This is a genomic window from Sorangium sp. So ce367 (assembly GCF_051520455.1).
Taxonomy (GTDB): Bacteria; Myxococcota_A; Polyangia; order Polyangiales; family Polyangiaceae; genus Sorangium; species Sorangium cellulosum_B.
The window spans coordinates 8,778,814-8,804,881 of sequence record NZ_CP150334.1; the positions used below are offsets into that span (position 1 = coordinate 8,778,814).

Consider the following 26,068-nt stretch of genomic DNA (forward strand, 5'->3'; position numbering starts at 1 on the left):
GCGCGGGGGGGGGTCAGACGTCGCCCTTGGCGAGCTTGTCCTTCATTTTCTGGATGAGCGCCGGGAACCCGTCCTTCTTGATGATCTTCGTGAACTGGGCGCGGTAGCTCCCCACCAGGCTGACGCCCTCGGTGACGATGTCCTGCACGCGCCAGACGCCGCCCTTCTCGGAGAGCTTGAAGGCGATCTCGACCGGCTCCTCGCGCGCGTCCTTCCTGGAGACGGCCTTGGTCTTGACGATGATGGCGCCACCGCTCGGAGTCTCGCTGAGGTACTCGACGTTGAAGTCGAGCGTCTTCTTCAGGTTGCGCTCGTAGGCCTTGCGCACGAGCTGCTTGAGGAGCTCGCTGAACTGCTGCTTCTCGGCGTCCGTCCGCGCGGCCCACTCGCTGCCCAGCGAGGCCTCCGCCAGCGCCGAGTAATCGAGCATCTCGTCGAAGACCGCGCCCACCTTCTTCTGGTTCTCGCCTCCCCCCTTCTTCAGGAGGTCGAACAGGGCCGTCTGCCTGGCCTTGACGACGTCCGTCGCCGGCCCGGCGCTGGCGAGGCCCACCGGCCCGAGCGTGAGCGCGAGCAGCGAGAACGTCGCCGCGAAGAGATGGTTCATCCTGCGTGTCACGTATGGTTCTCCTTCTGTGGCTGCGGGCAGCGAGCGCGCCTCGGGAGGCTTCTACTGCTCACCTTGGTCCTACGCAAACGGCCTGCCAGGTCGGACGCAGGGCCCGGTGGCCTGGCGACGTCCCGCCCCTGCTCTCCATGAACACCGCGAAAAGAGACAGCAATCCGGCTGCACTGGCCCGCTCCCCAGGGGCAGACGACCGCCTCGGCGGCCTATTCACGCGCGGCGGCGGGCTCGGCCGCAATCTCCCGGCTGGGCGCCCGGAGAAGCTCGTGCGCGGCGCAGCGGGGCGTGAACGGAGCGCCACGCGTCCGATGTGACGATGCATCGACCGCGGCCGCGCGGGCTCCGCGTCAGCCCGCCGGGCGCGATCGTGGGGAGAGCTCCGCGGCGACGGCGAGGCGCTCCGCGCCGCCGGACTCCGGCGGCCGGTCCGGGACCCTCACCCGGAACGCGGTCCCCTCGCCCTCGCGGCTGTCCACCTCGATCGCGAAGCCGTGATCGTCGAGGATCCGCTTCACCACGGCCAGGCCGATGCCCATGCCGTGCGTGCGGGTCGTGAAGAACGCGTCGAAGAGGCGATCGCGGGCGCCCGCGGGGATGCCTCGCCCCTGGTCGCGGATCTCCAGGAGCCAGGCGCTCGGGTCGCGCCAGAGGCGCACGGTCACGACGGCGCCCGCGGAGCTCGCCTGGATCGCGTTCCGCACGAGGTTCCAGACGACCTGGCGCATCTGGGCCGCGTCGGCGGTCACCGGCGCGGACGGCGGCCCATCGAAGCGCACCTCGACGTCGCTGCCGCGGCCCGAGCGCCCCGCGAGCACGACGACGTCGCGGGCCGTCGCCGAGAGGTCCACGCCCTCGAGCGTGGGCACCCGCGGGCGGGACAGATCGAGCATGTCGCCCACGAGGTCGTTCAGGCGCGCGGTCTCGCGCTCGATGATCTCGCAGAGCTTGCGGTCCTCGTCGGAGAGCGTCCCGCCCGTGCGGAGGAGCTCGATGGACCCCGCGATCGAGCCGAGCGGGTTCCTGATCTCGTGGGCCAGCCCCGCGGCGAGGCGGCCCAGCGCCGCGAGCCGCTCGGCCTGCTCCGCCCGCGCGGTGGCCTGCTCCGCCCGCGCGGTGGCCTGCACGAGCCGGCCGCCCGTCGCGCGCAGCCGCTCCGCCAGGTAGCTCGCGAGCAGCGTGACCACCAGGATCGCGAGCAGGTTGACGAACATGGGGTACCGCAGCTCGCCCCACTGCGTCGCGTACGCCCCGGCGGGCTGATCCGGCGGCACCCCGAGGAGGTGCAGCCCGAGCGCCGCGCACAGGACGAGGTACGCCGCCGCCCCCGACGCCGCGGCGACGATGGCGCCGGGGAGCCCGAGGAGGATCGCCCCCGTGAGGCAGGTGAGGCCGTAGAGCGACGTCGCGCCGCTCGAGGCCCCGCCGGTGATGTACACGAGCGCGGTCCAGGTGATCTGATCAGTCACGAGCTGCGCCCGCGCGATCGCCCGGAGGGCGCGGTTCATGCGCAGGAACACGGCGTAGATGCCGGAGACGCCGTACGCGGCGGCGACCGTGACCAGCGCGACGTTGCTGGAGAAGCTCCCGGGGGTGAAGCCGCCGAGGTACACCGCCGCGGTCACGACGAGGAAGACGGTGAGCACCGCGAGGCGCAGCGCGATGAGCCAGGTGAGCCGGCTCGCGAGCGGCGCCTCGGCGCCGCCGGGAGCGCCGGACGGGAGCAGCATCGCCGGCGCCGAGGCGCGCGACGGCGCGGCCTCGGCGTGATCTCGCGGCGCCCCGGCCTCGCCGCCCGGGCTCGCCGGGGAGGCCGCGGGCGACATCACTCCGCCTTGATCTTGCCGGCGAGATCGAAGATCGGCAGGTACATCGAGATGAGCACGACGCCCACCATGCCGCCGACGATGACCATGAGGAGCGGCTCGAGCAGCGACGTCAGCGCGGCGACGGCGACGTCGACCTCCTCTTCATAGAAGTCGGCGATCTTGTTGAGCATCGTGTCGAGGGCGCCGGTCTGCTCGCCGACCGCGACCATCTGCACGACCATGCCAGGGAAGACCTGCATCTCGCCGAGCGGCTCGGCCATGTTCTTCCCTTCGGAGATCTTCTGGCGGGAGTACATGAGGCCCTCCTCCACGACGACGTTGCCGGCCGTCTTCGCGACGATGTCGAGCGCGTCGAGGATCGGCACGCCGGAGCCGAGCAGCGTGCCGAGCGTGCGCGAGAACCGCGCGACGGCGATCTTCTGCATGACCGGGCCGATGATGGGGAGCCTGAGGATGAGGCGGTGCACCATCCGCTTGCCGGACGGCGAGCGGTAGAAGTAGGTCGCGCCGAAGACCGCGGCCGCGGTCAGGACCACGATGAGCGGCAGGTAGGTGACGAACGTCTTCGAGACGGCGATGACGATCTTCGTGAGCTGCGGGAGCGCGTCCTTCGCGCCGAACTCCGCGAACATCGTCTCGAAGGACGGGATGACGAACGACATCAGCACGACCATGACGACGACCATGATCACGATGACGGCGATCGGGTACGCGAGCGCGCCCCGCACCTGGCGCGCGAGCTTCACGCGCTTCTCGATGTAGATCGCGAGCCGGTTCAGGATGCTGTCGAGGATGCCGCCCACCTCGCCGGCCTGGACGAGGTTGACGAACAGGTCGTCGAAGATCTTCGGGTGGCGCCGGAGCGCGTCGCTGAACGTGGCGCCCTGCTCGACCGTGTTCTTGATGTCCTTCAGCGCCGCCTGGAAGACCTTGTTCGGCTCCTGGTTCGCCAGGATCTCGAGGCACTGGACCAGCGGGAGGCCCGCGTCGATCATCGTCGCGAACTGGCGGATGAACTTGACGAGGTCCTTCGGCTCGACGCCCGAGCCGAAGCTCAGGCTGAGGCTGAGCTGCGCCCCCTTCTTCTTGACGCGGGTGGGGTTGAGCTGCTGAGCGCGGAGGCGGTTCTGCACCGCCGCCTCGTTCTCGGCCTCCATGGTGCCCTTCCGGATCTCTCCGGTGCGGCCGCGCGCCTCCCAAACGAACTCCGCCATAGTGCTCCCGGTCTTCTCCCTGATCCACGACGGGCCTAGCCGACGCGCAGGGGCGGCCCCGCCTTGGGGAGGCCAGGATAAAGTTCCAGGCGGTCCAGGGTCAAAGACGGTGGCGCGTTCTCTGATCCGGCAGGGGGGGCGGTGGGGGGCGGTGCGATGGGACGGGCAAGGAAGGAAGAGAGGGAGGGAGAGGGCGCCGCGCCGAGCAGCACGCGCCGGCGGGGGTCTCCGCGCGGCGGGGGCGGGCGGGCGCTCGGCCATCCGCCAAGACCGGAGCGGGAGAGCTTGCGCTGAGAACACCGCCCGGCATGTCTCCCTTCGGGCCATTCCACCTGGAACGTTTCGTCGCGCGCCACACAAGGCGCGCCTGAGACGCCGCGCCCCCCGACACCGGATGGTACCTCGGTCGGTGCTCGCCGCGCCCACCCGCCCCCGCCGCGCGGAGACCCCCGCCGGCGCTCACCTCGATCCAGCCCTGCCGCATCCAGCAGATCGCGATGGCCCTGAGCCATGAGCCCGGATTGCAACCGCTCGCACAGGGACACGATGGCGGGTCATCGGGACAGGAAGATGGGTCATCGGGACACGAGGGTGTGCCATCTGGACACGAGGGTGTGCCATCTAGACAGGCTGTGTGTCACACTGACGTGGGACACATCCACCCGGACGGCACAGACCGCCTGCGCGGGATCGTGAGATGGCTCCCGTTGTCCGGAGAACGGGGCGTCCGGTCCGGATGGGTCACCGCAGGCCGGATGCCGAGGCTCCGCCGCGCTCCACGACCGGAACGAGACGCTCGCTCACCTCGCGCACGAAGCGCGCGAGGCCACACCCTGCACCGCTCGCTTCGAGGCGCTCGATGAGCACGTCGGCCCAACGCGCGTCCGCATCTCGCCCCGTGGTCGTCGGCACCGCGAGGACCCGCTTGGCATCCTTGCGGTCCGCTTCGTTCTGCGAGGTGAGTCGCTCGGGCTGCACGCAGGGGTCGAAGTGGAGCTCACGGCGGAGCGCATCAAGCCGCTGGCCTTCCGCGTCGTCCTCGGGGACCCACGCCGCAACCAGCCAGGCTTCGATCTCGGGCTCCGGGAGGGCGCCGATGACGACATCGAACGGCCAGCTCCCAGCCGCTACCGCCTGGGCGAAGCCATCGGCGCACTCCTCCCTGCCGTCCAGGTCCCGCGCGATCACCACGGCTACGGGGGGCTCGGTCTCCTCCGCGAAGAGCAGGAGCGCGGCTCGGTGCATTTGCGCATCTTCCTCGCCCCGCTCTCCTTCGAAGGAACCATAGATGCGGAGGCCGCGCTCCCGAGCGCGTTTCCAGGCGCCATGAAGATCGAGCCAGCCGAAGCCCTCCACCCCCTGCCAGCTCCGGCACGGTGAAAGGGGATCCGTCATCGAGCCTTGACACGCCTCGACGGTCTCTTTCACCCACGCTATCCGGTCGATGAGCATGCGGTCGACGAGCTTCTGGATGATCCGCGTATCGCCAGCGCTCTCGGCGGCGATACCGATGCCGACAGCGCTCACTCTCGCCCCTCGCTCACCCATCCCTCGCCGACGAGGCTCCACAGCTCACCCGGGCGAAGATAGGCGCCCCGCTTCTGCGATGTCGGGTGCTCATCGAGCCGGCGCAGCGCCGAGCCCCCTTCACCGCCGCGGCTCATCACGAGGACCTCGTCCATGCGCAGCTCGTCGAGCAAGAACGGCGAGTGGCTCGTCGCCACGATCTGCAGGTGAGGCGTCGCGTCGAGGATGCCTCGGAGGTGCGCGACGAGCTTGCGCTGCGCGATCGGGTGAAGCGCCTTGTCCAGATCGTCGAGCAGGACGAGGCGCGGTGCGTCGAAACGCACAACCGTGATCAGGCCGAGCGCAAGCAGCGTCCCCTCGGAGAGCTGACCGGCGGGCACCCACCCCAGCCCTTCCCACTCGACCTCGAAGCGGGCGCCGGTGATCTCGCGCGACTGCTCGGCCCAGAAGTCCTGGCCACCGACGGATATCCGTTGCTTCTCCCGGCGCCGGACGCGGGCAGGGAGCGCGCGGATACGCCGCGCGCCGGGGACGATGGTCGCGAGATCCCGTTCGATCACTTCCAGGGTTCCGTCACGCAGCCCCTGCAGGTACTGCAACACGGAAGCCAGACCCTCACCGTCGTGTCCGACGCCTGGGATCTCCTCTTCAGAGTAGTGCTCCGCGGCGAGCGTCTCGGCGTGCAGCTTGAGCCGGGCGACCGATCCGAGCTTCGCCTCGCGGGGGCCTCGAAAGAAGAGCCGTTCTTCCTCCTGGTCGTCGCAAGGCACACCGAGCTCCGTTTCCTGCCCTTCCGCGCCGGACCGCAGGCGGAGCCACTCAGGTTCGGGCTCCTCGTTTTTCACGGTCCGTGCGAGAAGACGGAATCTCCTTCCGTCCTCCAGGACAGCTCCCAGCTCGAGCTCGGTGGCGTCCGGCTTAGCGACCAGGTCTTCCACCGCGCGCTTGCCCCCGAAGAGCGCCCCCGGACCGATGGTCGCGGACCACCCGGGCTTCGCGGCGGCGAGCTGGAGCAGGTAGTGCATCCCCTCCAGCACGGTGCTCTTACCCACTGCATTCGCGCCGACCAGCACGTTGAGCCGACCGAGAGGCAGCCTCACGTCTCGAAGCAGCTTGAAATTCTTGAAGTTTGCTTCCGTCAGCATCGCCGCTTTCTCGTTAACCCGAGATCGGGGGCGGGTACAGGAGCCTACCCGCGCCGCTCCGGCGCGTCGCCGTGAACCAGGAGGCCCTACGGCGCGCATGACCAGCCTCCGACAGCCATCGAACGCACACCTGCGCGCGATGCACCGGGCGGACGCGGGCCGACACATCGACAGCGGCCGCGCTCCCCGGCATCGCCGAAGCCTACCCGCGCCCGCGCTCCGCCACGTAGCGGACCGCGCCGTGCACCTCGCGGAGGAGCGCGCCCTGCCGGCGCTCGACACGCACGAGCTCCTGGTGGCCCTCCCACGCGCCGACCGGCGCGACAAGGACGCCACCGTCGCTCAGCTGCGCCTCGAGCGCCGCGGGAGGCTCGGTCAGCGCGTACGTCACCGCGACCTTCCAGGGCCGCTCCGACGACGACGCCCGCTCGCCCGCGAGCACGCGCTCGGCGAGCGAGCGCCCGTCGCCGCACAGCAGCGTGACGCCCGCGCCCTCGTCGAACGGCGCGGCGGCGCTGGCCAGCGCCTCGTCGCCCTCCTGGCGATCCGGTCGCGCGCCGAGCAACCGCGCCGCGCGCGCGTGCAGCACGGGGTCGATCTCGATCGAAGCGACGTGCCCGGTCGGGCCGACGATGCGCCGCGCGAGCGCCGCCCCGTAACCGGTGCCCGTACCGAGCTCGAGCAGGCGATCGCCCGGACCGAGATCGAGCAGGCTGTACGTGAGCAGGTACGCGTGCGGCGCGCTCACGGTCGCGTGACCCGCGCGGTCGAGCGGCAGCGGCGTGTCGTCCGCCGACGCGGCGAGATCCTCCGGCAGGACGAAGCGCTCGCGCGGCACGAGCAGGATCGCGTCCAGGTAGTGGGCGAGGAACTCGAAGCGGCGCGCGAGCTCCGCCACGAGCGGCGCCCGCGCGACGCGGCCGGCCTCGGCGAGCTCGACGTCGGACGCGATGGCCGCGTCGAGCCGCTCGGGGACCGGCTCCCAGCGATCGGGCCGGCGATCGTCGTACCTCGCCGCGAGCGCGGCGAGCGGCGCGACGGCGGCGCGTATTTCGGTGCCCACGGGAGAAGCCACGGGGAGATCCTGAAGCAGGACCGCCGGTGCGGCTCGATCTTTCAGGGAACGCGTCGCGATTGTCCACGCGTCGCCCGGCTCATCCGTCCGGCCGCCAGAGCTCGTTTGACACGGGCGCCCCGCCCTCCTCATCCTCGGCCATGACCCCCGTCGATCTCACGCCGATCGCAGCGCTCGCGATCGAAGCGCACCGCGCCGCGCCCTGCGCTTGCGTCGCCGCAGCCATGCGCACGCGAGACAACGTCCGGTACGGAGCGGGCGCCGCTGGACGGCTGTGGCAGGAAGACAGCCCGCCGGCCGGCGCCCGCAACGCGACGCCGGCCGCGGCGACGGGCGACGCGATCTTCGATCTGGCGTCGGTGACGAAGCCGTTCACCGCGCTCGCGTTCGCCCGGCTCGCCCGCGCCGGCAAGCTGAGGTTCGACGAGCCGCTCGGGCAGGTGCTGCCGGAGCTCGCCGGCACGCGATCGGCGCGCGTGCCGCTCGAGCTCCTCGCCGCCCACCGCGCCGGGCTCGAGGCGCACCGCCCGCTCCATCCGCCCGGCGACGACGCGCCGATCGATCCCCTCGGCGCGCTGCTCGAGTGCGCGAACGGGCGCCGCGCGGAGTGCGAGGGAGATCCGCCCGCCGGCGGGTTCCCGCCGGTATACAGCGACCTCGGGTACCTGCTGCTCGGCGCCGCGGTCGCGCGGCGCGGCGAGGCCGAGCTCGACGAGGTCGTCGCGCGCGAGGTGACGGGCCCGCTCGGGCTCGCGGTCGCGCCGGTCCGCGCGCTCCGGCGGCGCGATCCGCGCTTCGACGAGCGCGTCGTCCCCACCGAGGACGTCGCGTTCCGCGGGGGCGTGCTCCGCGGCGCGGTGCACGACGACAACGCCTGGACGATCGCGCGCGACGGGATGGCCGGGCACGCGGGCCTCTTCGGCGACGCCATGTCCGTGGCGCGGCTCGGGGTCGCGCTGCTCGAGGCGCTCGCGGGCGAGCGCCAGGAGTGGCTCTCGCGCGACGAGGTTGAGCGGCTGATCGCGCCGCGCCCGGGCGGGTCGCTGCGCGCCGGGTTCGACGGCAGGAGCGGCGAGAGGCCGAGCTCCGGCGCGCGCTTCGGCCCGCAGACCTTCGGCCACCTCGGCTTCACCGGGACGAGCCTCTGGATCGATCCGGAAGCGGAGCTCGTCGGCGTGCTGCTCACGAACCGCGTCCACCCGACGCGCGCCTCCGACGCGATCCGTCGCGCGCGGCCCGCCGTCTATGACGCGATCGTGGAGGCCATGGCGCGGGCGCGATGACGCGAAGGCGGATGGCGCGCCGCATCGCTCCCGCGTTTTCGCGGGCCGGCGCGGAGCGATGCTAGGCTGCCGCGGTGTCACACGGCGCCGTCCCCGAAGAGCTGGGCCCGTCCCCCGGGCTGGTTCGCCCGCCCGCAGAGCCGCCGCGCGCGGACGGCGCGCCGAGACCTCCCGACGCGGGCCACGCCCCGCCGCCCGGATCCGCCAGGGCGCCGCGGCGCGCGCAGACCCCCGCCGCGAGGCCCAGCTCGCTCCGCCAGAACGCCGCGCAGAGCGGCCGCTTCGTCCGCGCCTACCTGACGACGTTCACCGTCATCGCGAGCTACCTCTGGTTCTTCTTCCTCCGCCGCCTCTTCGGGGAGACGTGGGCGAACAACCGCGTGGACGAGGTCCACGCGAAGAACGCCCGCCGCATCGAGCGCACGATCGTCGAGCTCCAGGGCCTCTTCATCAAGGTCGGCCAGATGCTCAGCATCATGGCGAACTTCCTCCCCGCGACCCTGCGCGCGGGGCTCGAGGGGCTGCAGGACCAGGTGCCGCCCCGCCCCTACGAGGAGATCGAGGCGCGCATCGCCGAGGAGCTCGGGCGCCCCATCGGCGAGGTCTTCGCCCGCTTCCACAGGGAGCCGCTCGCGAGCGCGTCGCTCGGCCAGGTGCACGAGGCGTGGCTCATGGACGGCACGCGCGTGGCCGTGAAGGTGCAGCACCGCGACATCGACGAGATCGTCCGCCTCGACCTGCGCACCATCCGCCGCATCATGGCGATCGTCGCGCAGTTCGTCCCCGTGCAGGGGCTCGACGCCTACTACCACCAGATCCGCTCGATGATCCTGGAGGAGCTCGACTTCGTGCGCGAGGCCAGGAACATCGTGCGCATCGCCGACAACTTCGCGAAGCAGCCGCAGGTCCGGTTCCCCCGGCCCATCGAGGCCTACTGCACGCGCCGGGTGATGACGACGACGTTCGTCGAGGGCATCAAGGTGGGCGACGTCGCGGCGCTCGACGCGCACGGCGTCGATCGCAAGGCGCTCGCCCGGCAGATCGTGCAGGTCTTCTGCCAGCAGATCTTCATCGACGGCGTCTACCACGCGGATCCGCACCCGGGGAACATGCTGGTCGGGCCGGACGGGGAGCTCGTCCTGCTCGACTTCGGCGCGGTCGCCGAGCTGTCCCAGGAGATGCGCGAGGGCATCCCCGAGTTCCTCGAGGCCGTGATCCGCCGCGACACCGAGGGGATCATCAAGGCGCTGCGCAAGATGCGCTTCTTCTCGCGGCGGGACGCCGTCGACGTCAGCGAGAAGGTCGTCGAGTTCTTCCACCAGCGCTTCCAGGACGAGGTGAAGCTCGAGTCGTTCAACCTGAAGGACATCAAGCTCGACCCGCAGAAGGGCATCGAGAGCCTGATCGACCTCCGGCGCATGAACATCGGGCTGAAGGAGCTCTCCGGCGCGTTCCACGTGCCGCGCGACTTCGTGCTGCTCGAGCGCACCCTCCTCCTCTTGACCGGCGTCTGCACGCAGCTCGATCCGGACCTGAACCCGATGGACGTCGTGCGCCCCTACCTGCAGGACTTCGTCCTCGGCAGCCGCGACTGGGCCCAGATCGCCCTCGAGGCGGCGAAGGACATGGGGATCAAGGCGCTGACGATCCCGGACGACCTGCGCAAGTACCTCACGCGCGCCAACCGCGGCGAGGCCGAGGTGAAGATCCGCGGCCTCGCCCAGGCCGCGTCGCTCGTCTATACGGGGGTGCGCCAGCTCATCTACGCGGCGCTCGCGATCGCCGCCGGCTTCGCGGGGCTCCAGCTGCACCTGGCTGGCCAGGCGGCGCTCGCGCGCTATTGCCTCTACGGCGCCGCTGCGGCCGGCGCGCTGCTCGCAGGGAGCCTCCTGCTCACGAACCGAGGGTGACGACACGCCATGAGCTCGATCGATCTGTCCCAGTACGAGGCCGACGTCGCGGCCGCCGAGGCCGAGGTGACGCGGATCAGGGAGGCGAACGCGGAGCTCGCCGAAAAGTACCGCGGCGTTCCCGCGGAGGACGCGCGCGAGATCCTCCGCCGCGGCGCCGCGTCGCTCGCCGCCGCGCGCGACCGCTGCGAGGCGGCGCGCGTCGCGCTGAAGCTCGCGCAGACGACCGGCTCGCCGCACGGGCTGCTCGCGAAGGACGGGGTCGTCGCGGGCTCGGTGGCCGTCGTCATCCCCGCCGGCTCGTCGAGCGGCGAGCGGGCCCGCCTCGTCGAGGAGGCGCTCTCGGCCGAGCTCACCGGCGCCGCGCGCGACCTCGGCGTGGTGCTCGCCGCGCCCGCCGATCGCTACACGCGTGAGCGCCCCGGGCGCGACGCGGAGGGGCGCACCATCCTGGACGTCTCCGGCCACGTGGAGGGCGATCTGCTGATGCCCGCCGTCTCCAAGGCGGCCAAGAACGCGCGCAGGAGCTGAGCTCAGCCCCGGAACGCGGCGATGATCGCCGCCGCCCGCTCCTCGACGCGCGCGAGGAGCGGGGCGAAGCGCGCGTCCGCGCGCGCGCGGTCGAGCACCGTGCAGCGCTGCATCCAGAAGGCGTCGAAGAGCCCCGCGTCCACCGCGCCGGCGAGCACGCGGAAGAGCGCGTCGTCGTCGCCGAGGAAGGCGAGGATCTCGGCGTACATCTGGAAGAAGAGCGGGCGCAGCCGGCTGCCCGGCTCGGAGCTGTCCGCCTTCGCGCTCAGGAACGCCCGCTGCTCGTCCGAGAGCCGCGACGTCGCGAGCACGTCGCGGTAGATGCGCGCGTACTGGATCGGGATGGTCTCCATCGCGAGCGGCAGATCGTCGATGGGGAACGCGGCGCCGCGCCACAGCCCGAAGCGGGCGCGCATCACCGCCTTGTGAAAGCGGCTCGACGGGTCCTCCGCCGGCAGGTCGAGCAGCACGCCGGCCGCCGGCCAGTCGCCGAGCAGCGCGCGGCCGCGCGCCAGCTCCCAGCGCGGGAACGGCTCGCTCGGATCGAGCGCCAGCGCCGTGTCGAGCCGGAACATCGCCTCGTCGACGAGCCCCGCCTCGAGGAGGATGCGGCCGAGCAGCTCGTGCGCCTTGGCCAGGCTCGGCGCGCACTGGAGCGCCTTGCGCAGCGCCGGGACGGCGCCGACCGGATCGCCCGCGCTGAAGCGCACCGTGGCGAGGGCCACCCACGGCTCGCCGAGCGCGGGGGCCAGCGCGATCGCCCGCTCGGCGGCCTGCTGCGCCTTCGCGAACTGCGCCGCGCCTTCGCCCCGCGCGCCCATCAGCCGCGCGAAGGCGATCGCGTAGCCGGACAGGATGCTCGGATCGTTCGGGGAGAACGACAGCGCCTCCTCGAACAGCGCCACGGCCGGCGCGGCGTCCCCGTACCAGAGGCGCCGCATCTGGTGGCGCGCGCGCAGGTACAGGTCGATCGCGCGCGGGTCGCTCGGCGACTCGCGCTCGCGGCTGGCGGCGTCGACGGTGAGCGCCGCGGCGATCGCGCCCGCCGCGTCGTCGCTCACCGTGAGCAGCGCCTCGGGCGAGCTGTCGAACCGCTTCGCCCAGAGCTGGAACCCGTCCTCGACGCCGATGACGCGCACGGTGACGCGCACGCCGCCAGGCGGCATGCGCGACGCCGGCCGCGAGTACGGCGCGGAGGGCTGCGAGCGCGGCCCATCCGGCGCGTAGCCGCCGCCGCCGGTGCGGCGGATCGACCCCTCGACGACGACCTGCACGCCGAGCTCGCGGCCGACATCCCTGGGATCGCGGCCGTCGAGCCGCACCCGGGAGACCGCTGCGCGCGGCCGGACCTTGAGGCCGGCGGTCATCGACAGGGTGTCGGTGAGGTCCTCGGTGAAGCCGTCGGCGAGGTACTCGTCGTCCGGCGCGCCGACGTTGCGGAACGGGAGCACGGCGACCGTCTTCAGCGACGACGTCGGCGTCGGCGCGGGCGTGAGCACGGGCGCGGGCGCCGCCAGCGTGGGCGAGTTGAGCCGCCGCTGCGGCGCCGTCACCGCCTCGACCGGCGACGCGGCGACCCGGGTCGGGTTCTGCTCGATCGGCTGCGGCGCCGTCGGCGCGGCCGTGGCCGACGACGCGGCGATCGCGGACACGAGCGACTGGGCCGGCTGCGGGGCGATCGACAGGCGCGAGCGCGCGAGCAGGAGCGCGCGGTGGGCCTCGGCCGCGCTGGCGTAGCGGTCCTCACGGCGGATCGCCATGCACCTCAGGACGACGTCCGCGACGGCGAGGGGCACGTCCGGACGGACCGAGCGCGGGTCGGGCGGCGGGGACTTGAGCCTGGACATGGCGGCCGCGATCGCGCCGGCGCCCGGCCACGCGCGCCGGTGGGTGAGGCACTCGAAGAGGATCATGCCGAGCGCGTAGATGTCGGTGCGGGCGTCGAGGTCGGGCTCGCCGGTCAGCTGCTCCGGCGACATGTACGCGGGGGAGCCGAGCACGAAGCCCTGCGACTCGGCGGCGCTCGGCCCGGACGAGGTGCGCGCGATGCCGAAATCGGTGATGACGACGCGCCCGTTCCTGTCGACGAGGACGTTCTCGGGCTTGAGGTCGCGGTGCACGATGCCCGCCGCGTGCGCGGCGCCGAGCCCGTCGCAGAGCGAGCAGCCGATGCCGATGGCCTGCTGCGACGGCATCGGGCCCGTCCGCGCGAGGACGCTGTGCAGCGACTCGCCCTCGACGCACTCCATCGTGAGGAACTTCTCGCCGTCGTGGTCGCCGAAGTCGAACGTCCGCGCCACGTTCCTGTGCGTGACGCGGCGCGCGAGCTTCACCTCTTGCCGGAAGCGCTCGAGCATGCCGGCGGAGTCAGCGAGATCACGGCGGAGCATCTTGAGGGCGACCACCTCGTCGAGCTCCACGTCGCGGACGCGGTACACGCTGCCCATGCCGCCGGTGCCGAGCAGGCCGAGGATCTCGTAGCGCCCGGCGATGCGCTGAGGCGCCGCGACGAAGCCAGACCCATGGCTCGGCTCGCTGCGCGGCTCGGTGCGGGGCGTCGGCTCGGAGGCCGTCAGTCGCCTGTCGCTCACGCGTTCAGTCTACCCATGCTGAAGGGGAGAAGTCAGCGCGAGCGAACCACCGGACAGAAAACATGAAATTCGCCGCGTCCTGCTCACCTCGACATACCTTCTTCCCGCTTCCGCTCCTGGCGTCGCTCCGTTATATGTACGCGCTCCGCGGGTGGACGAATGCAGCATCGCACCAAGCATGAGCCGTCGTCCTCTCTGCTGGAGGTGAGCCTCGATCCGGGCGAGGCGCTGCTCGCGGAGGCGGGCGCGATGGTCGCGCGGTCGCCGAGCCTGCGGACGGAGGTCCGGCTCAACGCGGGCCGCGGGGCCGGGCTCCTCGGGCGGCTCAAGGCGTTCTTCGTCGCGCTGCTCCGGAAGTTCGCGGGGGGCGAGACGTTCTTCGTGAACCGGATCGAGGCGCCGGAGGGCGGGTGGGTGTGGCTCGCCCCGCCGCTCAGCGGCGGCATCAAGCACGTCCGCCTCGAGGGAGAGGCGGTGCTCTTCGGCGCGGGCTCGTACCTCGCGAGCGCGGGCGACGTCGACGTCAAGGTGCGCTGGGGTGGGCTGCGCGCCATCCTCGCGCGGGAGGGCGTCTTCTTCATCGAGGCCTCCGGCGTCGGGGATCTCTGGATCACGAGCTACGGGGCGATCGAGGAGCTCGCCTGCGACGGCTCGCTCGTCGTGGACAGCGGGCACCTCGTCGGGTTCGACGCGTCGCTCGCGCTCAAGATCAGGAGCCCTGGCGGCGGGCTCATGGGCTTCATGGTCTCTGGCGAAGGCGTGGTGTGCGAGCTCTCGGGCCGCGGCCGCGTGCTGATCCAGTCGCGCAGCGCCGGCGCGCTCGTGGGGTGGCTCGCGCCGCTGCTCCCGCCCTGAGGGAGCGGCGGAGACGTCCGATGCAGGTGAATCTTCTCTACCGTCCCTCCCAGGCCCTCGCGCAGTGCTGGCTCGACCCGGGCGAGCGCGTGTTCGCCGAGAGCGGCGCGCTCGTGGGCATGTCGACGAACGTGCGCGTGGAGACGCAGTCGGGCGGCATCATGTCGGGCTTGAAGCGGATGCTGGCCGGAGAGTCCTTCTACAGGAACGCGTTCGCCGCGGAGGGCGGGCGCGGAGAGGTGCTGTTCGCGACACCGCTGTCCGGGGACATGGCCGTGCTGGAGGTGGGTGACCGGCAATGGTGCGTCCAGAGCAGCGCCTATGTCGCGTCCAGCCCCGATGTCGAGGTGAGGACGCGCTCGTCCGGCCTGCGCGGCTTCTTCTCGGGGGCGGGGCTCTTCGCGCTGGAGACGGCGGGGCAGGGGCAGATGATCATCGGCGCGTTCGGCGCGCTCGAGGAGCTCGAGGTGAGAGGCCACGTCGTCGTCGACACGGGGCACATCGCAGCGTGGGAGTCGACGCTCGCCTGCCGGATCGGCAAGAGCACGTCGACGTGGCTCGGCACGTGGCTCTCGGGCGAGGGCCTCGTCTGCCACGTCGAGGGGAACGGCAGCCTGTGGGTCCAGTCGCGCAACGCCGGCAGGTACGGCGCGGCGATCGGCGCGCGGCTCGCCCCGCGGCAGCCCTAGAGATCGGGGGACGGCGTGCGCGACGAGATCCGAGGCAACCCCGAGTTCGGCGTGCTCCACGTGACCTTCGAGCACGCCGGCGAGCAGATCGTCGCGGAGAGCGGCGCGATGGTCGCGCGCGACGCGGCCATCGACATGAAGACCAGCCTGCAGGGCGGGCTCGCCAGCGCGCTCAAGCGCAGGATGACGGCCGGAGAGAGCCTCTTCCAGAGCACCTTCACGGCGACGGCGCCCATGCAGTCGATGCGGCTCGCGCCGGCCCCCGAGGGCTCGATCGAGCGCCTCGTGCTGCGCTCGGGCATGGAGGTGTTCCTCCAGTCGGGCGCCTATCTCGCCTCCACGCCCGGCATCACGCTCGACACGAAGTGGCAGGGGGCCAAGGGCTTCTTCGCCGGCGGCCTGTCGCTGCTCCGGGCGTATGGCGAGGGGCTGATCTGGTTCTCGAGCTACGGCGGTATCCACGCGATCGACGTCGGTCGCCAGCACGAGGGCTATCTCTGCGACAACACCCATCTGCTCGCGTTCACCGAGGGCCTGAGGTACCAGGTGCGCAAGCTGTCGGGCCTGAAGGGCCTGTTCCTGTCCGGCGAGGGGCTCGTCTGCGAGTTCCAGGGGCACGGGAGGCTCTGGCTGCAGACCCGGAACCCGGGAGCGCTCTCGGCGTTCCTCCACCCGTTCCGGCCCGTGGGCGGCGGCCACTAGCTCCGCCCGCCCGAGGTCCGGCCTGGCCTTCCGGGATCGCCGCGCCGGCGGGCGGCCTGCCCGGCCCGCCCGGTGCTTGCCCGGCGCGCGCGACGATCCGAGACGCGCTCGTGGATTTCGGCGCTGGCGACGGCGCGGTCCCGGCCGTCCGCCATGGGCCGGCGCGCCGTCATTGCCTTCCCGGAGGCGGACTCGCTAAAGTAGTCCCGCCTCGCTGAGGAGGCTCGTACGGCGACCGGTGGGTGCCACGGATCCACAGGGGCTCGCGGGGCGAGCCTGGCCCCGCCTGAGTACCCCGAACCCGCTATGTGGAAGCTGACGATCGAGGATGACGAGGGGAAACAGACGGGGCTCCCCCTCGCCCATGAGGAGTACGCGCTCGGACGCGGAGAGTCGAACTCGATCCGGCTGACCGATCGCAACGTCTCGCGCACCCACGCCACGCTGGCCAAGAACGGCCAGGGCTGGGTCATCCGGGATCTCGACAGCTACAACGGCACGTACGTCAACGGCGGGCGCGTCAACGGCGAGCAGCACCTGCGCCACGGCGACCTCGTGCAGCTCGGCGACTACCGCATCGAGATCGTCGATGAGGCGCTCTCGTCCGCCGTGACGAGCCCGACGCCGCCGCCGGGCAGCCGCAGCACGGCGCACCTTCCGCTCCACACCCGCCCGAACCGGCTCGTCATGGTCGTCGGCCCGACCCCCGGCGCGGAGTTCCCGCTCGACGGCGAGCGCTTCACGATCGGGCGCTCCGAGGACGCGACCATCTCGATCAACCACAGCTCCGTGAGCCGCCTGCACGCCGAGCTCATCAGCCTCGGCAGCGGCCGCTACGAGGTCGTCGACAAGCAGAGCGCGAACGGCGTGCGCATCAACGGCGTCGAGCTCAAGCGGGGCCTGCTCGAGGCGGGCGACGCGCTCGAGCTCGGCGACGTCCGCCTCCGCTTCGTCGCTGCTGGCAAGATCTTTCGCGCGGGGCCGGACGGCGGGCCTGGCGTGGCGCCGGGCGCCTACGGGAGCGTGGCCCCCTCCGCGCAGTCGTCCCGCTCGCTCGGCGGGGCGAGCAAGGCGATGGGGCTCCTGCTCGCGGTCGCCTTGCTCGTCGTCATCGCCGTGATCGTGGCCACGCGCGCCCGGTCGCACGGGTCCACGACGCCCGAGCCAGACGTGAGGCCCGTGGTGGCGGCGCAGGCGGGCGACGACGCGAAGATCCTCGACGCAGCGCAGGAGCACCTCCGCTCGGGGGACATCGACGCCGCGCACCGGAAGCTGCAGGAGATCGCCGAGACGTCGCCGGTCCGGGAGACGCCGCGCTTCAAGGAGATCGAGGAGCGCTGGGCGGAGGGGATGTTCCGGCAGGTCGAGCAGGCCGGAACCAAGGCGGACAAGCTCGCGCTGCTCAACGAGATCGCGAAGACGACGGGCGTCCCGACGGCGCTCCGCGCGCGGGTGGCCGAGATGCGGCGGCAGGTCGACCCCGAGGCGCCGCCCGAGCCGGAGCCGGTGCCGCAGCACGTCGGCTCGCCGGCGCCCTGGCTGCCGCAACCCGCGCCCCTGCCTGCGCCCACGCCCTCCGCTTCGGCCTCGGCGCCGGCGCCCTCGGCCTCGGGCGCCGCGCCGGCGAGCTCTGGCCTCGACTCGAGCTCGTACCCCGCGCAGCGGCGGGCGCTCGAGCCGAAGGTCTGGAACGGGAAGGCGTCGGCCAGCGAGATCAAGCTGCTGCGCGCGATCTGCATCCACCAGGGCGACGCGGTCTGCCGCGACAAGGCGACGGGGGCCCTGGACAAGCTGGAGAAGAAGGGCCCGTAGCCGCCGCTTCCATCCTTCTTTCCCACGTGCGTCGATGACCTCCAGGAGCAGCACCAGGGCTCACGAGCCGGCCGTCCACGCGCCGGATGCGCGCGAGGCCCGCGTCCACGAGGGGCCCCCGCCGGGCGGGCGTGATGAGCGTCCGGCCGGGCGCGATGGAGGCTCCGTGCCCGTGGGCTCGCCGGCGCGGAACGGGCTCGCCTCGCCGGCTGCCCGGGCGATGGCGACGCTCGCCCTGCTCGTGCTCGTCCCCTACGCGCACCCGAGCCTGTCGCGGCTGCGGGTGCTCACGCCGCTGCCCGAGGGGGAGGGGCTCGTCGTGGTCCCGGCGCCGGCGCCGGTGGCGTCGGTCGGCGAGACGACGCTCGTCACCGAGACCACCGAGCAGGCCGAGCTGCGCCAGCCCGAGGAGGTCGCGCTGCCGGCCGCGGCCGCCGAGCTCATGCCGGCGGCGGTCGCCTCCGAGGGCAAGCCGCCGCGGCCGATCGAGGACCCGAGCGGCAAGGCGATGACGCCGTTCTTCCGCGCGCTCGCGGCGGTGGAGCGCAAGGCGCCGCAGTCGATCGCGCGCATCACCTACTTCGGCGACTCCATCGTGGCGAGCGACTTCGTGACGGCGACGCTGCGGCGCAAGCTGCAGAAGCGGTTCGGGGACGCCGGCCACGGGTTCATGCTGATGGCGAACGCCTGGCCCGGATATTTCCACAATGACGTGGTGCGCTTCGCCGGCCCAGGCTGGCAGGTGAGCCGCGTGGTGGGCCCGTTCGCCAAGGACGGGCTCTACGGCATCGGCGGCGTGTCGTTCCGCTCGCAGGGCGCGGGGGTGTTCTCGCGCTTCGCCACCGCGGAGTCCGGGACCTACGGGCGCGCGGTCTCGCGGTTCGCCGTCGATTACCTGAAGCACCCCGAGGGCGGGCGGATGGAGATCAAGATCGACGGCGAGAGCCGCGAGATGATCGACACGCGGGCCGACGCGGCCAGCTCGGCGATCGCGACCTACGAGGTCCCGGACGGGCCGCACGCCATCGAGGTGCGGGCGCACGGCCCGGGGGTGCGGGCGTTCGGCGTCTGGATGGAGCGGGACACGCCCGGGGTGGTGCTCGACGCCATCGGCATCCAGGGCTGCCGCATCCGCTTCCTCGACAAGAGCGACGACGCCCATTTCGCCGAGCAGCTGCGCGCGCGGAGCCCGTCCTTGACGGTGTTCCACTACGGCATGAACGAGAGCGAGGACGGCGAGCTGTTCCCGCTCGATCAATACGAGTCGACGATGAAGGCGGTGCTCGAGCAGGTGACCGCGGCGCTGCCCGGGTCGTCGTGCCTGCTCGTGGGCCCGATGGACCGCGCCGACAAGAAGGGCGAGGTCTACCGGAGCCGCCCGGTGATCCCGAAGCTCGCGGCGATCCAGCGCAGGGTGGCCGGGCAGGTCGGCTGCGGCTACTTCGACACCTTCGGCGCGATGGGCGGCTCGGGCTCGATGGGGATCTGGGTCCAGCGCGGGCTCGGCGGCGCCGATCTCGCGCACCCGTCGGGCGCGGGGGCCGAGGTCATCGGCCGCTGGCTGTACCTGGCCTTGATGGACGCCTACGAGGGCTGGAAGGCGAACGCCGCGCGGCCTTGAGGCTACGCGGCCTCGAGGTCATCGGACTTCGGCGCCGCCGGCTCGTCCGCGGCGCGCCGCCTGTGCTCCCGGGCGATGCCGGCCACGACGCCGAGCCACACGAGCGCGAGGGCGATATTGACCATCGCGAAGTGGCGTGTGGAGAGCGCGAGCACCTGGCCGGCGATCACCCCCACGGCGGCGAGCACGTCGCCCGCGCGGACGACGAAGGTGTCGATGGCCGCCTTGGCGCTGTACTTGGCGTCGCGGCCGACCGGCAGGAAGAGCGCCTGCCGCGCTGTGTTCTGGATGGAGTAATCGGCGCTGTTCTCCGCGATCTTCGCGACGCGCACGACGGCGAGCACCGGCAGGACGGCGAGGGACGCGTAGCCGAGCAGCGCGATGGCCGGGAGGATGAACAGGGCGAATCGCACGCCGAGGTACTTGAAGATGCGGGAGACGAAGAAGAGCTGCAGGACGACGCCGAACGTGTTGACCCAGTAAAAGAAATCCCCCTTGAAGGTCCCGATGATCGCGCCGAGCGCCGCCTTTTTCCCCTTCTCGGTGTGCGGGTGGACGAGCCCTGCCTCGGCGCCCTCGACGATCTTGCCGCCTGCCTCGACGTCGAACGCGCCGCCCTTGACGGCGGCGATCTTCCCTTCGAGCAGGCGCGACGCCTGCGGATCGACGAGGTAGACAGGCGCGCCCGCCGCGAGCGGCGCGCCCGGGGCCGCGCCGGCGGGGGCCGCGTCCGGCGCGCCGCGCTGCTCGCTCCCCGTGTCGAGCGCGCTCGTGGCGGACTCGATCAGGGTGCGATCGAGGATGTACTCGCCTGTCGAGTTCACCCAGTTGAGGACGAGCGTCAGGCCGGCGATGAGGAGCAGATAGCGGTCGCCCGCGATGATCTTGAAGCCGCCCGCCGCGCCCCCGGGCGGCGCGTCGGCCTTGTCCGCGGCGCCCTTCGAGCCCGCGAGGTCGTCGCGGTGGACGAGGTAGGTGAGCCCCAGGCAGGCGAGCAGCACGCCCGCCGCGAGGAGCATCATGTTGTAGGGGCCGATCGGCACGTAGACGCGCTTCGCGATCTGCGCGCCGAACATGGCGCCGAGCGAGCTCCCGATGCCGACGATGGCGAAGAGCCGCTTGCCCTGCTCGGGCGTGTAAACATCGTTGGCGAAGGACCAGAACTGCGCGATCACGGTGAGGTTGAAGCAGCCCACCCACAGATAGAAGGGCACCCCGAGGGGGACGCCGAGGCGCGCGAGGAGGAAGAAGAGGACGAGGTTCGAGGCGAAGAAGAGCGTGAGCGCCGTGGTGAGCTGCATGCGCCCGAAGCGCCTGGCCAGGGCGCCATAGGCGCGGACCACGCCCACGAGGAGGAGCGCCTGGCCCGCCGCCGCGTAGGCCTTCACCTCGGCGCCGTCGAGGTCGAGCCGCCGCCCGCCGATCTCGAGCCCGCCGCCCGCGAGGATCAGCGGCTCGCGGACCACCTTGAGGAGGTAATAGCCCGTGAGCAGGAGGAACACGTTCAGCGTGAGGACGAGCACGCTGAAGACCTCGCGCGGCTTCACCTCGGCGAAGATCGCAAGGAGCCTGTGAAGCACGCCCCGGGCCCGTGTCTCGTTCTCGCCTGTGCTCGCCACCCGCCGCTCCATGCCCGGAAAACCGCCGTTCTGGCGGCACCGGCACAGGACCGATGCCGAGCGCGGGAGGCTATCGAGCCTGGTCCCGGCCGGCAACCTCCCTCTCGCATGTGAACCGCCGCACCCGCCGCGCCGTCGCGTGGACGTTCGACAGGCGCGCGCCGCGCAGACAGGCGTCTCTCGGGTCGGGAACTCCGCTATGCTCCCGCGCCGCGACGTGTTTCCGTGCGAGAGGCGAGGCGGATTGGGCACCAACGAGAAGGGACCGACGCGCGCGCTCGGCATGGCCTTTCGGCGGCGCGCCGCCGCGCTCGCGAGCTGCGCAGCGCTGTCGCTGTGCGCCGAGGCACAGGCCGCGCCTCCGGCGGAGGGCGCCGCGCCGCCGCCCGTGGTCCCGGGGGCGCCGCCGGCGGCGTCCCGCACATCGGCAGAGCCTGCTACGCCGGCGGCTCCTCGCGCGCCGGCAGAGCCTGCCAGGCCGCCACGACCTCCTGCCGCGGCGCCGCTGGCGCCCGGCGCGAAGCGCCCTGTTCCGGACTACGACGGTCGCCCGGACGAGGCGACGAGCGCCGGCGACGCGCTGCTCTGGGTGCCGCGCGTCGTGTTCTTCCCTGCTTACCTCGCCAGCGAGTACCTGGTCCGGCGGCCCCTCGGCGTTCTCACCGTCGCGGCGGAGCAGGGCGAGTGGATCAAGGAGCTCAAGGACATCTTCACCTTCGGGCCGAACAACAACATCGGCGTCGTCCCGACGGCGCTCCTCGACTTCGGCTTTCGCGCGAGCGTCGGCGTTTACTTCTTCTATGACGACCTGTTCGTCCCCGGCAACGAGCTCCGCGTCCACGCCGCGACCGGCGGGGTCGACTGGTGGAGGCTCACGGTCGCCGACCGGATCCCCCTCGGCGGGCGCGCTCACCTGAAGCTCCGTGGCGAGGCGGACATCCGGCCTGACTGGCTGTTTTCTGGGATCGGTCCCAGCTCGCTGGAGCGCGACCGGGCCCGCTACAGAGCCCGCAGCGTCGAGGGGACCGCGACGCTCCACGCCGATTTCGGCGCGTTCAGCTTCGTCGAGGCGATCACCGGCGCGAAGACCGTCGACTTCCACGACATCTGCTGCGAGCCGACGGTCGGCTTCCGGGTCGCGCGCGGCCGTTATCCGATGCCCGCGTCGTACGACACCGGATATACGGCCTACCGGATCGGGGGCCGCGCCGGCCTCGACTCGCGCCTGCCGCGCCCGGCGCGGGGCCACGGCGTCCGGCTGGAGCTGTCCGGAGAGCACGCCGTCGACCTGGAGCGGCCGCTGGAGAGCCGGTGGCTCCGCTACGGCGGCTCGCTGGGCGGATTCGTCGATCTCACCGGGCACGATCGCATCGTGAGCCTCGTCCTCTCGGCGGCCTTCGCCGACCCGCTCGGCGTCGCGGAGGTCCCCTTCACCGAGCTCGCCGAGCTCGGCGGCGACGCGCCGATGCGGGGCTTCCGCGAAGGGCGCCTCCGCGGGCGGAGCGCCGCCGCGGCGACGCTCGAGTACCGCTATCCGGTCTGGGCGTTCGTCGACGGCACGGCGCAGGTCGCCGCGGGCAACGTGTTCGGCGAGCACCTCCGCGATTTCGATCTCGACCTGCTCCGCATGTCGTTCGTGCTCGGCCTGCGCACGAGCGGCGAGCGAGACCACTCCATCGATGTCCTGATCGGCTCGGCGACAGAGACCTTCGAGCAAGGGGCCGGCCTCCAGGAGCTGCGGTTCATGGTCGGCGCGACCCACGGTTTCTGAGCGAGCGGCAGCGACTGTCCGGCGGGGATCTGAAGCATCCCCTCGAACTTTCGGGAAAATTCACAGGGAGGCGGGGAGACGGGGAGTAAAATCCCAAAAATCTCCCCGTCTCCTCGCCTCCCTGTTCAATTTCTCTCCAAAAATGAGGGCAATTGTCAGGGTGAGGACCTCAGTTGGGCGGCTCGGCGTCGTCGGGGCGCTCGATGCCGACGAGCTTGTAGCCGCGGCGCGGGCCGAGGTCGTAGAGGTGGGCGCGCAGCGGACCGGGCGCCTGCCCGTTCAGGACATCGATGATGGCGTAGCGCGAGGGCGCGTCGTCGGGCGCACCGCCGTCCGCGGCGATGTGGGGGAGCGAGAGGCACACGCGGCCATCCGGCGAGGGGCGCACGACCGGTCGCGCGCGCAGGGCGAGCGACTCGCCAGCGTACATCGCGGCCTCGTAGCGGAAGTTTTGCGGGCGCGCGACGCCGGTGCGCCGCGCGAGATCGACGCCGCACAGCGCCGCCGGCGAGGCCAGGGCGACGTCGGCGATGGGCGACAGGCGCGTCAGGTACCGCGCCATGATCGCGCGCTGTCGCGAGAGGAGCTTGCCGATCAGGAACGCGGTGTGTCGCGGCGCCGTGAAGTCGCCGGTCTTCACGGCGGCCTCGATGAGCTCCGGCGTGAAGCGCGCGAGCGTCCGGGCGGCCCAGGCGCCGTCGAGCTCGGTCATCCGCCCGAAGGCCGGGTTGGGGTAGCCGCCGCGCCAGGCCTCCGGCCGGAAATCGCGATCGCTGAAGAAGCCGAAGATGTCGCCCTGCGGATCGTGGCTCGCCCGGTCCCAGGGCCGCTCGGGGATGCCGAGCGTCACGAAGTCGAGGAGCGCGTACTCGGCGTCGAAGTAGAAGGCGTGGCCGAGGCGCTTCGAGATCTCCTCCCACTCCCACTCGCTGCCGAAGCAGTCGCCGAGATCGATGTAGTAGTGGCGCACGTGGCCCGGCGACGCGTCCTTGTCCTTCGGGTCCTCGGCGAGCCAGACATCCATCGAGTTCTGCTCGCGCGAGTCGAAGTGGTTGAGCCAGGCGGCGAGCAGGCGCCCCCCGCGCAGGTCGCGCCGGTCCTCGTGCGGGATGACGTCGTTCGGATCGTCCTCCCGGGTCCCCTCGTACCTGAACGGGCCGATGGCGCGGCCCGGGAGCCAGCGCGAGGCGACCATGCGAACCCGGTCGCCGCGCTTCGAGGCCTTGGCGAGCACGCCGTCGAGCGCCGCCTGATCGAAGGGCCTGGCGACACCGCTGTTGTCGGTCACGGTGAGCCCGGGCGACAGCTTCAGGATCGACGGCTTCAGGTAGACAACGCTGTCGCACGGCGCCCAGAAGCCGGCGGCGTGGTAGAGGCGCGCCGCGATGGCGGTCGCGCCGGTGGCCCGCTCGGGCTGGTCCGAGGGGTCGGCCTTGAGCATGAACTTGCCGACGCCCTCGACCTTGACCCGGAAGCCGGGGTTCGCGCCGTTCGGCTTGCCCATGTCGATGACCCAGGACCCGTCCGGCGCCTCGGGATCCAGCGTCTTGTCGCCGCACGGCCCGCGCACCAGCTCCTCGGCGGAGAGCGACCGCTTGCCGAGCCGGTTCGTGAACCAGCTGGAGTCCGGCACCTCGTCGACGCTGTTCACGTTGGCCGCCTCGCCCCCTGGATCCACGGCGAAGAACCGCGACACCGGGCGGAAGACGAGGTTGTCGGCGGCGTCCCACGCGAACGAGGACTCATAGGACGCGGGCGAGCAGAGGCGGTGCTGCGGATCGTCGCTGGGGGCCTCGGGATCGGGCCGGCAGGGCAGCGAGACGGGGCTCAGGTCGGCGTCGCGCCAGACCGGATCGCGCAGGGGGAACCGGCGCACGTCGCCGCTGCACGCCGCGCTGAGCAGGGCGAGCAGCGGGAGAGCGCGGGTGAGCGGCGCCTTGAGCATCGGCGGGGGATGGTAGTGGAGAGGGCGGCCGCTCGGGGCGGTTTTCGGCGAATCGAGCGCGGGTGAGCGCGGGCGAGCGCGGGTGCGCGCGGACGAGCGCGGGCGATGGCGGGCGATGGCGGGCTCGTCAGAAGCCTTCTTGCCGGAGCCGCGCGATCACGGAGCGGTAGAAGTCGATATAGAGCCAGGGGTTCCCGTCGCCCGGACTCTGTCCGAAGAGCTGGCCTATCTCGTCGAAATGGTCGGCCGGGATACAGCCCCAGAAGTCCCCCCACCGCGCGTCCCGCGCGCGCACCAGGCCGTCGTTCGGGAACGACTCGCCGATGCCCCCGTCGAGGAGGGTCTCGGTCAGCGACAGCAGCGGGTGGACCGGATCGAGCCCGTCGTCGAACTGCGCGACGAAGGGCGCGGGGGTGAGCGTCGTGCAGTCCCTGCCGCCGCGCGCGCGGTTCGTCCGCCCGCCGAAGGAGGCATAGAATACCCCGGGAGAATCGGTGAACCTCGCGTTGAACTCCGCGATGCCGGGCGTCGAGAACTGCTCGAGCGCCGCGAAGACGCTCGTCTCGTTGCCTATCTGATCGTAGAGCGGCGCGCCGATCGCGTTGATGAGATCGTCCAGGATGTCCTGCAGGCGCTCGTGGGCGACGAGCTCGAGCGCCACGTCGGCGACCTTCGAGCCCAGGTGGGGTGTGGCGACGGTGACGATGGAGGCGACGAGATCGGGCCTGTCGTGCGCGACAACGCGCGCGTCGAGCCCCCCCTGCGAGTGGGCGATGATGTTCACCTTCTCGTGGCCTGTCGCGTCCAGGATCTGCTCGATCCGCGCGAGCAGCTGCGCGCCGCGGACCTCGGAGCTGTTGAACGGGTCGACGGCGGGCGTGAAGATCGTCTCGCCGCTCTCGGCGAGGGTCTCTTTGAGGTTGTAGAAGTAGCTGACGTATCCCGCGCCCGCGAAGTCCTCGAATCCGAAGAAGCCGTGAGCGAGCACGATGGGATACGGCGGCCCGAGCTTCCCTGACGGCCAGCCGCCGCCGACTTCGCCCGGGTCGTCCGACAAGCCCGAAGAGCTCGCCCAGCCGCCCGAGGCGGAGCCGCCGCCCGCGCCCGTGAGCACTTCGCCGGTGCTCGCCGGCGGATCGAACTGCTCCCCGGCCGCGCTGCAGCCCGCGAGGAGAACACACGAGGCGACCATCACCCACCCTCCCAGAGCAGCGGACACTCGCCGTCGCCTTCGACGAGCCCCCGTGTGAGACTTGCACTTACGCGAACCGCCAACACACGATGATGAGAATGCCGACGAAGAAAGATCCAGCACGACCACCTCCTG

The 26,068-nt window shown here is 72.0% G+C and carries 19 protein-coding genes; 9 read left to right on the forward strand and 10 right to left on the reverse strand.

The window, feature by feature from the left end; genetic code table 11:
- Positions 1–13: 13 nt before the first annotated feature.
- The 6 genes from WME97_RS33300 to WME97_RS33325 form a co-directional block, all read right to left on the reverse strand.
- Positions 14–607 (reverse strand): MlaC/ttg2D family ABC transporter substrate-binding protein, encoded by a 594-nt coding sequence (locus WME97_RS33300; RefSeq protein ID WP_437543489.1) that lies wholly within the window; start codon positions 605–607, stop codon positions 14–16.
- 365 nt (positions 608–972) lie between these two features.
- The gene (locus WME97_RS33305) at positions 973–2,448 is read right to left on the reverse strand and encodes a sensor histidine kinase (protein ID WP_437543491.1); all 1,476 of its coding nucleotides are present in this window, start codon (positions 2,446–2,448) and stop codon (positions 973–975) included.
- Positions 2,448–3,665, reverse strand: a complete 1,218-nt coding sequence (locus tag WME97_RS33310; RefSeq protein WP_437543493.1) for a type II secretion system F family protein — start codon at positions 3,663–3,665, stop codon at positions 2,448–2,450. Before WME97_RS33310 ends, WME97_RS33305 begins: the two co-directional genes overlap by 1 nt.
- Positions 3,666–4,406: 741 nt before the next feature.
- The gene (locus tag WME97_RS33315; RefSeq protein ID WP_437543496.1) at positions 4,407–5,192 is read right to left on the reverse strand and encodes a hypothetical protein; all 786 of its coding nucleotides are present in this window, start codon (positions 5,190–5,192) and stop codon (positions 4,407–4,409) included.
- The gene (locus WME97_RS33320; RefSeq protein WP_437543499.1) at positions 5,189–6,337 is read right to left on the reverse strand and encodes an AAA family ATPase; all 1,149 of its coding nucleotides are present in this window, start codon (positions 6,335–6,337) and stop codon (positions 5,189–5,191) included. The genes WME97_RS33315 and WME97_RS33320 overlap by 4 nt, the downstream gene beginning before the upstream one ends.
- A 202-nt stretch (positions 6,338–6,539) precedes the next feature.
- Positions 6,540–7,412, reverse strand: a complete 873-nt coding sequence (locus WME97_RS33325; protein WP_437543501.1) for a protein-L-isoaspartate O-methyltransferase family protein — start codon at positions 7,410–7,412, stop codon at positions 6,540–6,542.
- 140 nt (positions 7,413–7,552) lie between these two features.
- On the opposite strand from WME97_RS33325, the gene WME97_RS33330 reads away from it, so the two are divergent.
- The 3 genes from WME97_RS33330 to WME97_RS33340 all read left to right on the forward strand — a co-directional run bounded on the left by WME97_RS33330 (position 7,553) and on the right by WME97_RS33340 (position 11,136).
- Positions 7,553–8,695, forward strand: coding sequence for a serine hydrolase domain-containing protein (locus WME97_RS33330; RefSeq protein ID WP_437543503.1), 1,143 nt, complete (start codon positions 7,553–7,555; stop codon positions 8,693–8,695).
- Positions 8,696–8,769: 74 nt separating this feature from the next.
- Complete coding sequence (locus WME97_RS33335; RefSeq protein WP_437543505.1) at positions 8,770–10,605, forward strand: AarF/UbiB family protein; 1,836 nt, start codon at positions 8,770–8,772, stop codon at positions 10,603–10,605.
- Between the two features lie 9 nt (positions 10,606–10,614).
- Entirely contained in the window at positions 10,615–11,136 is a 522-nt protein-coding gene (locus WME97_RS33340; protein WP_437543507.1) for a hypothetical protein, read from the forward strand.
- Positions 11,137–11,138: 2 nt separating this feature from the next.
- On the opposite strand, the gene WME97_RS33345 is transcribed toward WME97_RS33340, so the two are convergent.
- A complete protein-coding gene (locus WME97_RS33345) occupies positions 11,139–13,727 on the reverse strand; it encodes a protein kinase domain-containing protein (RefSeq protein ID WP_437543509.1) in 2,589 nt (862 codons plus the stop codon).
- Positions 13,728–13,886: 159 nt separating this feature from the next.
- Here WME97_RS33345 and WME97_RS33350 point away from each other — a divergent pair, with 159 nt between their 5' ends.
- The 5 genes from WME97_RS33350 (at position 13,887) to WME97_RS33370 (ending at position 19,406) form a co-directional block, all read left to right on the forward strand.
- Complete coding sequence (locus tag WME97_RS33350) at positions 13,887–14,582, forward strand: TIGR00266 family protein (RefSeq protein ID WP_437543511.1); 696 nt, start codon at positions 13,887–13,889, stop codon at positions 14,580–14,582.
- A gap of 20 nt (positions 14,583–14,602) precedes the next feature.
- Positions 14,603–15,271, forward strand: a complete 669-nt coding sequence (locus WME97_RS33355) for a TIGR00266 family protein (protein ID WP_437543513.1) — start codon at positions 14,603–14,605, stop codon at positions 15,269–15,271.
- A gap of 15 nt (positions 15,272–15,286) precedes the next feature.
- Positions 15,287–15,973 carry a TIGR00266 family protein gene (locus tag WME97_RS33360; protein ID WP_437543515.1) on the forward strand — a complete coding sequence of 229 codons (687 nt, stop codon included), beginning with the start codon at positions 15,287–15,289 and terminating at the stop codon, positions 15,971–15,973.
- 306 nt (positions 15,974–16,279) lie between these two features.
- The gene (locus WME97_RS33365) at positions 16,280–17,785 is read left to right on the forward strand and encodes an FHA domain-containing protein (RefSeq protein WP_437543517.1); all 1,506 of its coding nucleotides are present in this window, start codon (positions 16,280–16,282) and stop codon (positions 17,783–17,785) included.
- A 34-nt stretch (positions 17,786–17,819) separates the two neighbouring features.
- On the forward strand, positions 17,820–19,406 hold the full coding sequence (locus tag WME97_RS33370) for a GDSL-type esterase/lipase family protein (protein ID WP_437543519.1): 1,587 nt from the start codon (positions 17,820–17,822) through the stop codon (positions 19,404–19,406).
- A gap of 2 nt (positions 19,407–19,408) precedes the next feature.
- On the opposite strand, the gene WME97_RS33375 is transcribed toward WME97_RS33370, so the two are convergent.
- Complete coding sequence (locus WME97_RS33375) at positions 19,409–21,025, reverse strand: NTP/NDP exchange transporter (RefSeq protein ID WP_437543522.1); 1,617 nt, start codon at positions 21,023–21,025, stop codon at positions 19,409–19,411.
- A 244-nt stretch (positions 21,026–21,269) separates the two neighbouring features.
- Between WME97_RS33375 and WME97_RS33380 the strand changes: the two genes are divergently transcribed.
- Positions 21,270–22,796, forward strand: a complete 1,527-nt coding sequence (locus WME97_RS33380; protein WP_437543523.1) for a BamA/TamA family outer membrane protein — start codon at positions 21,270–21,272, stop codon at positions 22,794–22,796.
- Positions 22,797–22,965: 169 nt separating this feature from the next.
- Here the strand turns inward: WME97_RS33380 and WME97_RS33385 are convergent, their stop codons facing one another.
- Positions 22,966–24,741: a hypothetical protein gene (locus WME97_RS33385; RefSeq protein WP_437543525.1), complete on the reverse strand. Its 1,776-nt coding sequence runs from the start codon at positions 24,739–24,741 to the stop codon at positions 22,966–22,968.
- Between the two features lie 127 nt (positions 24,742–24,868).
- Positions 24,869–25,960 carry an esterase/lipase family protein gene (locus tag WME97_RS33390; RefSeq protein ID WP_437543528.1) on the reverse strand — a complete coding sequence of 364 codons (1,092 nt, stop codon included), beginning with the start codon at positions 25,958–25,960 and terminating at the stop codon, positions 24,869–24,871.
- Between the last annotated feature and the right edge of the window lie 108 nt (positions 25,961–26,068).